Raw genomic sequence first — 9,878 nt, 5'->3', positions numbered from 1 at the left:
ATAACCCTCGGTTTCCCCGTTACTTGACCCGATCCCTCGCCCGGCCTTTCCGCCGGCTATTCCCCGAGCCGCCGCCTCAGGTCGTCGAACAGGCTCGCCGGATCGAGAGCGTCGACGCCGGCGACGCCGGTGGTTCCCGCCCGGAAGAGCGGCGGAGGCGTGCCGCCGTCGGCGGCGAGGAGCTCCACGGTCGCCCGGGCGATCCCGTCGTCGAAAAAGAGCACTGCGTCGACGCGGCGGTTGCGCGCGAGCTTTTCGACGGCGTCGTCGGGACCGTGCGCCCAGAGGATCTCGATCGAGGGAGGGACGACGAGCGGGCGCGGCGCATCGCGATCGACGGCGAGGACGTGGAGCATTCCGGGATTATGCGGCGCGTCGCGTCCGGCGGCGCCGCTATTGTTATTTCCGCGACGGGACACTAAATTCGGACGATGGCGGGGTCGATCCTCAAATTCGGCACCTCGGGATGGCGGGCCGTGATCGCCGACGAGTTCACGTTCGGGAACTCCCGCCGGGCCGTGGCGGCGATCGCCGACGTCCTCGCGCCCGATCATCCCGGCGGCCTTCTCCTCGTCGGCTACGACACGCGTTTTCTCGCCGACCGTTTCGCGCTCGAGGCGGCGCTCCTCCTGCGCCAGCGCGGATACCGGGTGGCCGTCTCGCGCGCTCCGATCCCGACTCCGGTTCTCTCTTTCGAGACGATTCGCCGAAAGGCGGCGGGCGCCCTGAACTTCACCGCGAGCCACAATCCCCCGAAATACCTCGGGCTCAAGTTCTCCTCGGCCGACGGCGGGCCCGCCCTTCCCGAAGTGACCGGAAAGATCGAGAAGAGGATCGCCGAACTCGGCGACGTGGAGCGTCCGCCCGACGGGGAGGTCGAGCGTTTCGACGCGGTCCCCGAGTACCTCTCGGCCGTCTCCCGGTTCGTCGACGCCTCCGCGTTTTCCGGGTTTCCGGTCGCCCTCGACTTCCGGTTCGGCACGTCGGCCGGCTACCTCGACGCCTTCTTCGAACGCGCCGGAGCGAAGGTCGAGAAGATCCACGCGCATCCCGACCCGCTCTTCGGCGGGCAGTCTCCCCAGTGCTCGGAAAAGGAGCTGCGCGAGCTCGCCGACGTCGTTCGGAAGCACCGCTCGTCGCTCGGCCTCGCGACGGACGGAGACGCCGACCGGTTCGGCATCCTCGACGAGAAGGGGACGTACTGGGCGGCCAACGCGATCCTCCCGATCCTCGCGTGGGACCTCTACCGCGCCGGTCGATCGAAAAGAGGGATCGCGCGAAGCGTGGCGACGACGCACGCGCTCGACGCCGTCGCGAAGAAGTTCGGCGTCGAGCTCCACGAAACACCGGTCGGCTTCAAGTACATCGGCGAGCTGCTCCTCGAGGGGAAGATCGCGATCGGCGGAGAGGAATCGGCCGGGTTGACGGTCGAAGGGCACGTTCCGGACAAGGACGGCATCCTCGCCGACATCCTCGTCGCGCGCGCCGTGCGAACCGCGGGGAAGACGCTCGGAGAGCTCCACGCCGACCTCGAAAAGGAAATCGGCCCCTATTTCTCCGACCGCCTCGACGTGCCGATCTCCGACGAAGAGAAGAAGCTCCTCGCCGAGAAGCGCAAAAACCCCCCGGCGAAGTTCGGGTCGCGGAAGGTCGAGAGCGTGAACCTGCTCGACGGGCTGAAGCTCCTCCTCGAAGGAGGAGCGTGGGTGCTGCTGCGCGAATCGGGCACGGAGCCGATCGCGCGTTTCTACGCCGAGGCGCGGTCGCGCAAGGACGTGGACGAGCTGCTCCGGGACGGAAAGAGTTTCCTGCGGGAGTGACGCGATGTTCTTGATCGAAGAGATCCTGGGGCGCGAGATTCTCGACTCGCGCGGAAATCCGACCGTGGAGGTCGAGGTCCTGCTCTCGGGCGGCTCGACCGGACGCTTCGGCGTGCCGTCCGGGGCATCGACCGGTTCGCGCGAGGCGCTGGAGCTCCGGGACGGCGACCGGAAGCGGTTCGGCGGCAAGGGCGTGCAGAAGGCGGTCGGGAACGTCAACGGCCCGATCGCCGACGAGCTTCGCGGCGCCGACGCGCGGGACCAGGCTCTGATCGACCGGATCCTGATCGAGCTCGACGGCACGCCCGACAAGTCCCGGCTCGGCGCCAACGCGATCCTCGGCGCCTCGGTCGCCTGCGCGAAAGCGGCGGCGGACGAGGCGGGGCTCCCGCTCTACCGCTATCTCGGCGGGGCGGGCGCCGCGACCCTGCCGGTCCCGATGATGAACGTCGTCAACGGCGGCGCACACGCCGACAACAAGCTCGATCCCCAGGAGTTCATGATCTGTCTCCGCGGCTTCCCGTCGTTCGCGGAAGCGCTCCGGGCGGGCGCCGAGACGTTCCACGCCCTGAAGGCGATCCTGAAGAAGAAGGGACTCTCGACCGGCGTCGGCGACGAGGGCGGATTCGCCCCCGACGTCTCCTCGTCGCGCGAGGCCATCGAGCTGATCGTCAAGGCGATCGAGTCGGCGGGGCACGCGCCGGGGAAGGACGTCGCGATCGCGCTCGATCCGGCGGCCTCGGAATTCTTCGAGAAGGGGAAATACCGGCTCGAAGGGGAAGGCAAGTCGCTTTCGACGTCGGGGATGATCGACTACTGGGAGGCGCTCGTGCGGGACTTTCCGATCGTCTCGATCGAGGACGGCCTCGCCGAAGGGGACTGGGAAGGCTGGAAGGAGATCACCCGGCGGCTCGGGTCGAAGATCCTCCTCGTCGGCGACGATGTCTTCGTGACCAATCCCTCGATCGTCGCGCGCGGCATCTCCGAAGGCGTCGGCAACGCCGTGCTGATCAAGCTGAACCAGATCGGGACGCTCTCCGAAACCCTCGAAACGGTCTCCCTTGCGCAGCGGTCGCGGTACGCCACGATCATCTCGCACCGGAGCGGCGAAACCGACGACGACACGATCGCGGATCTCGCGGTCGCGTGCGGAACGGGCTTGATCAAGACGGGATCGGCGTCGCGGGGAGAGCGGCTTTCGAAGTATAATCGGCTCCTGAGGATCGAAGACGAGCTCGCGCCGGCCGGCCGTTTCGCCGGAGCGAATGCCTTCCGCCGATGAAACAAGACGCCGCGACCGCACCCGCACCCCGGCCCGCTCCTAACCCCCTCAAGACGTTCGCCATTTCGCTCTTTTTTTCGGCGCTCGCGTTCGCGCTCCTCCTGCTGGGGGATCGCGGCACGGACGCGTGGAGGAAAGCCCAGGCGGATTCGCGCGCGTTGAAGGCGCAGGTCGCCGAGCTCGAAGCGGGAAACGCGGCGATCGCCGCGCGCATCGAGAACGCCGAGCACAACTCGTTCGAGCTCGAGAAAGACGCGCGCGAGCGGATGGGGCTCGTCAAGCCGGACGAGATCGTGTTCCTTCTTCCGCCTCCGCCGGCCGCCGGACCCCGGGCGGCGGCTCCCGCGGCGCCCCCGCCGACGGCCGCGAAGTAGCGGCGCCCCGCTCCCCGCCCGAATCGCGGCGTCTCCTTCCGGACGAGAAGTTCCACACGCCGTACCGGTACATCCGGACGTAGGACGGCACGTTCAGGGCCAGGAGCAGCGCCAGCGCGGCCGCCGCGAGCGCGCGCCGCCCCCGGCTCCACAGGGCCTCCAGCGCGGCCGCCTCGAGCGCGGTCATCGCGACCAGCGCCGGGAGGAAATAGCGGAACGAATCCCAGTGCGGGTGGGCGCGCTTCACGATCTCGACGACGAGGATCCCGCCCGCGGCCCACGCGAGCAGAAAACGCGCGCGCCGCGTTTTCGCCGCGGCGATCGCGCCCGCCGCGATCGCGGCGAGAGCCCCGAGGAATCCCAGGAGGAAGAGCCAGCGCGGAGGGAAGCCGTACCCCGCGTTCGGCGAATAGGCGGCGTACGAAAGGACCCGGCCCCAGCGCGACAGCGAATTCTGAGGACGCGGAACCGGAGAACCGTGGGTCGCCGCCTCGCGGACCAGCGGAAAGAGGGGCGCGGCCGCCAGCAGAGCGGCGGCGGCGAAGAGCGGCCATCGCCGCAGGAGTCCCCGCGCCGCCGCGCGCCGGACGGGCTCTTCGCCGAGGCCGTCTTCGACGACGAGCGCCGCCGCGGCGACGGCGAGGACGGCCCCCGCGAGAAACAGGCTCCAGACGGAGCCCACGGCCGCGCCGAACGCCGCCGCGAGCCGCAGCGGGCGCGGCTGCTCGAGGTACTTTTCGAGGAAGAAGAGCGCCGCGACGAGCAGGAGAAGGCCGAGCGAATACGGCCGCAGGCGGCGCGCTTCCGAGACACGGTACAGGGCGAACGCGAAGAGCGACGTTCCGGCGATCCCCGCGAACCGTCCGATCCGGGATCCGACGAGCCCGCCGAACGCGAGCACCGCGAGGAATCCCCACGCCGCGGGTGCCGCGCGGTTCTCGGACGAGCCCGGGATCGCGCGCTCGAGGAAGCGATCGACGACGTAATCGAGGGGAGGATGGACGGCGTCGCGCCGGAGCATGCGCCAGAAATCGGACGCGCTCGCGGAGATCATCTTGCGCTGGAAGAGCTCGTCTTCGTCGCTCGGAAAGGGCTCCGGGTGGAAGAGACAGACGAACGATCCGGCGAGGGCGGCGAGGAGGAGGGCCGCGAGCCAGGCTCGCGGGCGCGCGGCGGTCAAGAGGCGTTCGCGCGGGGCCGCGCGATCCAGAAGAGCGTGCCGGTGGCCGTCCAGACGAGGAGCGCGATCCATTCCGCCCGGGTGAAGCTCCCCGGCACGAAGGGAAGGACCTTCATGAGCACGATCCCTCCGGCGACGGCGGCGCCCGCATAGGCGACCGCCCTTCCCTCCGGAAGGCGGCGGGCCGCCGCGAGACAGGCCGTTCCCCAGCCGATCCCGACGGCGAGCGAGCCGACTTCCGTGACCGGAACGAGGAGCGCGTCCCCGAGGAGCGAGGCGAGCGCGGTGAAGACCGCCATGAAGACGATCGCCGCGATCGGAGCCCCGCGCCGCGCGTCGACCCGGCCGAGCGCCGGATGGACGAGATCTCGCCTTCCGATGCCGACGAGGAGACGGGTCGCGGCGACGAAGTTCCCGTTGAAGATCTTCAGCAGCGACAGGAAAGCCGCGAACACGATCGTGCGGGCGATCGCGTCGGAACCGAAGGCGCGCCGGAACGCCGCCTCCGTTCCGAGATGCCCGGCGACGAGGTCCCGCCAGGGGAAGACGAAGGAGACGGCCCCGATCACCGCGACGTAGAACGTCGCGCCCGCCGCGAGCGCCCCGGCGATCGCGCGGCGGAAATGCCTCGGATCGAAATCCTCGTGCGCCTCTTCCGATTCCTTCGAGATCGATTCGAAACCGGTGAGGAAATACGGGACGACCTGGAGCGCGAGCAGGATCGAGAGTCCGGCCCCGGCGGCGCCCGGCCGCGCGAAGAGGGGCGCGGCGTTGCCGGGGTGGCCCCGCGCGAACCCGAGAACCGTGAAGAGCGCGAAGATCGAGAGGAGCCCGAAGGTCGCCGCGTTCTGGAGGCGCGCGCTCGCCCGGATGCCGCGGAGGTTCATCGCCGCGACCCCCGCGGTCAGCAGGAGGCCCGCGGCGAGCCGCGGCGCGTACACGGTCTTGCCGGCGATCGTGTAGAGCGCCCACCGGTCGAGCGCCGGGAACACCCGCGCCAGGAGGTTGCCGACCGCGACGGCCTCCCAGGGGCAGACGATCGCGTACGCGAGAACCATCGTCCACGCGGCCGAGAAACCCACGCTCATGGGAAAGACGCCTTCCGCGTACGCGATCTCGGCGCCCGCGTCCGGGATCGCTTCGACGAGACGGCCGTAGGTCCGCGCGATCGGCGCGAGGAGCAGGGCGCCCGCGGCGAACGCGATCGCGGCGCCGCCGGGGCCTCCCCGCGCGAGCCAGTCGTCGATCAGGACGAGCCAGCCGACGCCGATCATCGTTCCGAAGCCGAACGTGAAGTATTCGACTCCCGTCAGCGCTCTTCGGAGCGGCGTTTCCGGGCGGGCGTCTTTCATGCGCGGAGCTCGGGGGCATTCTAGTCCGCCCGGCCGGCGTTCTCTCCTCGCGGGATACGATCGCGCCGTGAAGCTCCGCCCCCTTTCCCGCCGGACGCGGCCCTTCATCGAGTCGGTGATCCGCGAGATGACCCGTCTCGGCGCGGAAGTGGGCGGCGTCAACCTCGCCCAGGGCCTTCCGGACTTCGAGCCGCCGGCGGAAGTCGTCGAGGCGCTCCGCCGCGCGACGCGCGTTCCGGGCGCGCACCAGTACAGCTTCACGTGGGGAGCGCCGGAGTTTCGGGCGGCGGTCGCGGAAAAATACCGGAGGTTCAACGCGCTCGACGTGGATCCCGACCGGGAGGTCACGGTCACGTGCGGCGTCTCCGAGGCGATCGTCGCCGCCGTGTCGGCGCTGACCGAGCCCGGGGACGAAGTCGTCATCCTCGAACCCTGGTACGAGAACTACGTTCCGGCGTGCGTCCTCGCCGGCGTCACGCCGCGATTCGTGCCCCTCTCCTCCCGGGATTTCGCGCTCGACCTCGGACGGCTCGCCGACGCGATCGGGAAGAAGACGCGCCTGCTGCTCCTGAACACGCCCGGCAACCCTTCGGGGCGCGTCCTCGGGCGCGCCGAGCTCGAAGGAATCGCGGCGCTGTGCGTCCGGCACGGGCTGATCGCCGTCGTCGACGAGATCTACGAGCACCTCTGGTTCGACGGCCACCGGCACGTGAGCCTGGCGACGATTCCCGGAATGGGCGATCGCACCGTGACGCTCTCCGGGCTCGGGAAGAGCTACGCGGTGACCGGGTGGCGCGTCGGCTGGGCGGTCGCCGCGCCGAAGCTGACGGCCCTCGTCCGCAAGGTGCACGACTATCTGACGGTGTGCGCCCCCGCTCTCGAGCAGGAAGCCGGGCGCACCGCGCTCGCTCTTCCCGACGCGTACTACGAAGCGATGCGCGCGACCTACGCGCGCCGGCGCGGGAAGCTCCTCGCCTCGCTCTCGAAGGCCGGGTTCGCCTTCACCCCTCCCGAGGGGGCGTACTACGTGATGGCCGACGTCGGTCCGCTCGGCTGGAAGGACGATTGGAAATTCCTCGACTTCCTCGCCCGCCGGGTCGGCGTCATCGCGGTTCCCGGCTCGAGCTTCTACCGGAAGGGACGGGGACGGACGAAGCTCCGCTTCAATTTCGCCAAGAAGGACGAGACTCTTGCCGCCGCCGCCGTCCGCCTCGCCGCGTGGGACCTCCGGTTTCCCGGCCGAAGTCTCTGATCCGGCAGGGGAACCGCCTTCCGGTTGCCCCCTTCCGGCGGCGGTACGTCGCTTGCACGCGCGGGCGGCGAGGAGGCACTTCATGAATGCGACGGACCTTCTGAAGGAGGACCACGACCGGCTCAAGGAGATGTTCGACGAATTCCGGGGCCTGGACGGTGGTGACCGGCGAGAGAAACAACGGCTGTTCCGGCGGATCGCCTCCGCGCTCGAAGTGCACGCCGAGATCGAGGAACGGTTCTTCTATCCCGCCGTCCGGGGCACCCGCAGGGAGGACGCGGTGGAGATCACGTTCGAGGCGTTCGAGGAGCACAAGATCGCCAGGACTCTGATCGGACAGATCGAATCGCTGCCGAAGGGGGACCCGCGCAAGGACGCGAAGATGAAAGTCCTCATGGAGAGCGTCGAGCACCACATCGAGGAGGAGGAAGAGGAGATGTTCGCCGAGGCGAACGATCTCGGAGACGACAGGCTCGACGAGCTCGCGGAGCAGATGCAGACGCTCGAGGCGGAGCTCATGCGCCGGCGCGGCGTGGAAACGGAAGACGCCGAAGAGGTGGAAGCGAACGTCTAGCCGTCGGCCTCGCGGCGCGCTCCGCTGGAACCGCGCGGCCTCCCACATCGCAGAAACGGCGCGCACCGAACTTGGCAGCCTCGTTGCAACTGCGAAATTTCGTGAGACGCACTACGCCTCTCCTGATCGTTCTCGCGGCTGCGGTTTCCGCGTGCCGGCCTCTCGTGATGACTCCGGAAGCTCGCACCGTGGCGGTCGCCTCCGATATGACCGCCGTCGGAAGCTGCAAGCTCCGCGGAGAGGTCTTCGCGCTCGCCCCGTTCCGCAGCGAAGCCGAACCGATGAACCAGCTGAAGATCCGCGCTCGCGGGATCGGCGCCGACACGCTCGTGGTCTCCCACGACGACGTGGGCCAGACGGCCGGCAAGGATTGGAAGGCGAAGGCCTTCCGTTGCGAGTCGATCAAGCCTGCCGAGGTCGTCGAGGCGAGGGTCGGCGGCGGAAGATAAGGCCGACTCTTCGGGCGTTCGCCCGGCCCAGCCCTCCTCCTCCGAAACTCAGTTCCGCGGATGCCCGCCCGGCGCGCGGCGGATGGTCCCAGCCCGCCCGCTTCAGGGCCGCGGAGGCGGCGGAGGCGCCGCTCCGTTCTGAGCCCGTTTCACCGCCGTGAACGCGAACGAATCGGGCTCGCCGACCCGCCGGGCGTGGCCCGCCGCCGGGCCGCCTCCTCCGCTCACGCCGAAACCGGTATCCGACTCGTCGCGATTCCGGTGAAGCTTCATCTTTCCCGAGATGATCGTGCCCTCGATCGTCCCCTTCGCCGTCAGCCGGCCGTCCTTCCGATCCATCTCCCAGGAGATCTTCCCGTCGCCGGCGTGGAGCTTTTCGAGCTCGCTCTGGTTTCCTTCGTCGTCGGTGAAGGATCCGAGGAGAGCCGTCCCCTCGCGGGTGAAGCGAAGAGTCCCGTCGACCGTGTGCTCGAACAGCTTGATCTGGATGCCCCACTCGCCCTCGAGCGCCGCCGGTGACGGGGCTTCGGCGGGGCGCGTCGGGGGGGAGGAGGCGCAGCGCGCCGCGAACAATCCCGTGAGCAGCACCGCGAGGACCGTGCCGAGAGTCGCCCGGAGTCGTTGCGTCTTCATGTCCTCCTCCGCCGGATAGGCCCGGAGCCGCAAACATACCCGAATCGGCCCGTCCGGCGGCGAACGGGCGTTCCCTCACGCTAGAATCCGGGAACTTCGAGAGGAGCCGCATGCGCCGGGTATTCGTCTGCCTCGCGTTCCTTCTTCCGGCGCTCGCCGGCTCGCCGGCCGCGCTTTCGGCGCCGGCTCCGCCCGTCGATCCCGCGTTCTTCTCGGGGCTCCGGTGGAGAATGATCGGTCCGTTCCGGGGCGGGCGGGTTCTCGCCGTCACGGGCGTTCCCGGCGAGCCGGACCATTTCTATTTCGGGTCCGTCGGCGGCGGCGTCTGGGAGACGCGAAACGCCGGCCGCACCTGGACGCCGATCTTCGACGGACAGCCGGTCGCCTCGATCGGCGCGGTCGCGGTCGCTCCCTCGAATCCCCGGATGCTCTACGTCGGCACCGGCGAAGCCGACATGCGATCGCAGATCTCCTGCGGCAACGGCATGTACGTCTCGCAGGACGGCGGCCGGACCTGGCGGCACGCCGGGCTCGACGACTCTCAGCAGATCGGCGCGATCGCGGTCGATCCGCGCGATGCGAACGTCGCGTTCGTCGCGGCGCTCGGACACGCGTATGCGGCAAACGCCACGCGGGGCGTCTACCGCACGGCGGATGGCGGGCACACGTGGAGTCGCGTTCTCTTCCGCGGCGAGGACGCCGGAGCGATCGACGTCGCGATCGACCCGTCGCATCCCGACACGGTCTTCGCCGCTCTCTGGCAGACGCGACGACCGCCGTGGAACACCTATCCGCCCTCGAACGGCCCGGGCTCGGGCCTGTGGCGCTCGGACGACTCGGGGCGAACCTGGAAACCGGCCGGCTCCGGTCTTCCCACGGAAGGCCTCGGCCGGATCGGGGTCGCGTTCGCGCGTTCGAAGCCCGGACGCATGTACGCGCTCGTGGACGCGAAGGCAGGCGGG

Annotated in this window: 11 protein-coding genes; 7 read left to right on the top strand and 4 right to left on the bottom strand. The window is 69.6% G+C overall.

The features are described 5' to 3' along the window. Window positions 1-56: 56 nt before the first annotated feature. On the bottom strand, window positions 57-356 hold the full coding sequence (locus VFS34_17370; GenBank protein HET9796221.1) for a hypothetical protein: 300 nt from the start codon (window positions 354-356) through the stop codon (window positions 57-59). Between the two features lie 75 nt (window positions 357-431). Between VFS34_17370 and VFS34_17365 the strand changes: the two genes are divergently transcribed. The 3 genes from VFS34_17365 to VFS34_17355 are packed head-to-tail and all read left to right on the top strand — an operon-like array spanning window position 432 to window position 3,476. Further along, a complete protein-coding gene (locus VFS34_17365) occupies window positions 432-1,820 on the top strand; it encodes a phosphoglucomutase/phosphomannomutase family protein (GenBank protein ID HET9796220.1) in 1,389 nt (462 codons plus the stop codon). Between the two features lie 4 nt (window positions 1,821-1,824). Then, on the top strand, window positions 1,825-3,102 hold the full coding sequence (gene eno / locus VFS34_17360; GenBank protein ID HET9796219.1) for a phosphopyruvate hydratase: 1,278 nt from the start codon (window positions 1,825-1,827) through the stop codon (window positions 3,100-3,102). Further along, window positions 3,099-3,476, top strand: a complete 378-nt coding sequence (locus tag VFS34_17355; protein HET9796218.1) for a septum formation initiator family protein — start codon at window positions 3,099-3,101, stop codon at window positions 3,474-3,476. The genes eno and VFS34_17355 overlap by 4 nt, the downstream gene beginning before the upstream one ends. On the opposite strand, the gene VFS34_17350 is transcribed toward VFS34_17355, so the two are convergent. Then, window positions 3,379-4,656, bottom strand: a complete 1,278-nt coding sequence (locus VFS34_17350; GenBank protein HET9796217.1) for a hypothetical protein — start codon at window positions 4,654-4,656, stop codon at window positions 3,379-3,381. The two genes, VFS34_17355 and VFS34_17350, sit on opposite strands and share 98 nt — an antisense overlap. After that, window positions 4,653-6,008, bottom strand: a complete 1,356-nt coding sequence (locus tag VFS34_17345) for an APC family permease (protein HET9796216.1) — start codon at window positions 6,006-6,008, stop codon at window positions 4,653-4,655. Before VFS34_17345 ends, VFS34_17350 begins: the two co-directional genes overlap by 4 nt. A gap of 67 nt (window positions 6,009-6,075) precedes the next feature. Here VFS34_17345 and VFS34_17340 point away from each other — a divergent pair, with 67 nt between their 5' ends. The 3 genes from VFS34_17340 to VFS34_17330 all read left to right on the top strand — a co-directional run bounded on the left by VFS34_17340 (window position 6,076) and on the right by VFS34_17330 (window position 8,283). Further along, window positions 6,076-7,260 (top strand): aminotransferase class I/II-fold pyridoxal phosphate-dependent enzyme, encoded by a 1,185-nt coding sequence (locus VFS34_17340; protein ID HET9796215.1) that lies wholly within the window; start codon window positions 6,076-6,078, stop codon window positions 7,258-7,260. An 82-nt stretch (window positions 7,261-7,342) separates the two neighbouring features. Continuing rightward, the gene (locus tag VFS34_17335) at window positions 7,343-7,834 is read left to right on the top strand and encodes a hemerythrin domain-containing protein (GenBank protein ID HET9796214.1); all 492 of its coding nucleotides are present in this window, start codon (window positions 7,343-7,345) and stop codon (window positions 7,832-7,834) included. A 101-nt stretch (window positions 7,835-7,935) separates the two neighbouring features. After that, window positions 7,936-8,283, top strand: coding sequence for a hypothetical protein (locus VFS34_17330; protein ID HET9796213.1), 348 nt, complete (start codon window positions 7,936-7,938; stop codon window positions 8,281-8,283). A gap of 102 nt (window positions 8,284-8,385) precedes the next feature. Here the strand turns inward: VFS34_17330 and VFS34_17325 are convergent, their stop codons facing one another. Further along, a complete protein-coding gene (locus VFS34_17325) occupies window positions 8,386-8,916 on the bottom strand; it encodes a hypothetical protein (protein HET9796212.1) in 531 nt (176 codons plus the stop codon). A gap of 110 nt (window positions 8,917-9,026) precedes the next feature. On the opposite strand from VFS34_17325, the gene VFS34_17320 reads away from it, so the two are divergent. Continuing rightward, the coding region (locus VFS34_17320; GenBank protein HET9796211.1) for a hypothetical protein at window positions 9,027-9,878 on the top strand (852 nt) is incomplete at its 3' end.

The sequence above is a fragment of the Thermoanaerobaculia bacterium genome (genome assembly GCA_035717485.1).
Classification (GTDB): Bacteria; Acidobacteriota; Thermoanaerobaculia; order UBA5066; family DATFVB01; genus DATFVB01.
The sequence above is the reverse complement of the archived record's forward strand: the minus strand, read 5'-3'. Positions and strand labels throughout refer to the sequence as shown.

Coding starts and splice junctions, on each gene's coding strand:
- VFS34_17365 (HET9796220.1), top strand. CDS start 432: ATGGCGGGGTCGATCCTCAAATTCGGCACCTCGGGATGGCGGGCCGTG.
- VFS34_17355 (HET9796218.1), top strand. CDS start 3,099: ATGAAACAAGACGCCGCGACCGCACCCGCACCCCGGCCCGCTCCTAAC.
- eno (HET9796219.1), top strand. CDS start 1,825: ATGTTCTTGATCGAAGAGATCCTGGGGCGCGAGATTCTCGACTCGCGC.
- VFS34_17325 (HET9796212.1), bottom strand. CDS start 8,916: ATGAAGACGCAACGACTCCGGGCGACTCTCGGCACGGTCCTCGCGGTG.
- VFS34_17335 (HET9796214.1), top strand. CDS start 7,343: ATGAATGCGACGGACCTTCTGAAGGAGGACCACGACCGGCTCAAGGAG.
- VFS34_17370 (HET9796221.1), bottom strand. CDS start 356: ATGCTCCACGTCCTCGCCGTCGATCGCGATGCGCCGCGCCCGCTCGTC.
- VFS34_17345 (HET9796216.1), bottom strand. CDS start 6,008: ATGAAAGACGCCCGCCCGGAAACGCCGCTCCGAAGAGCGCTGACGGGA.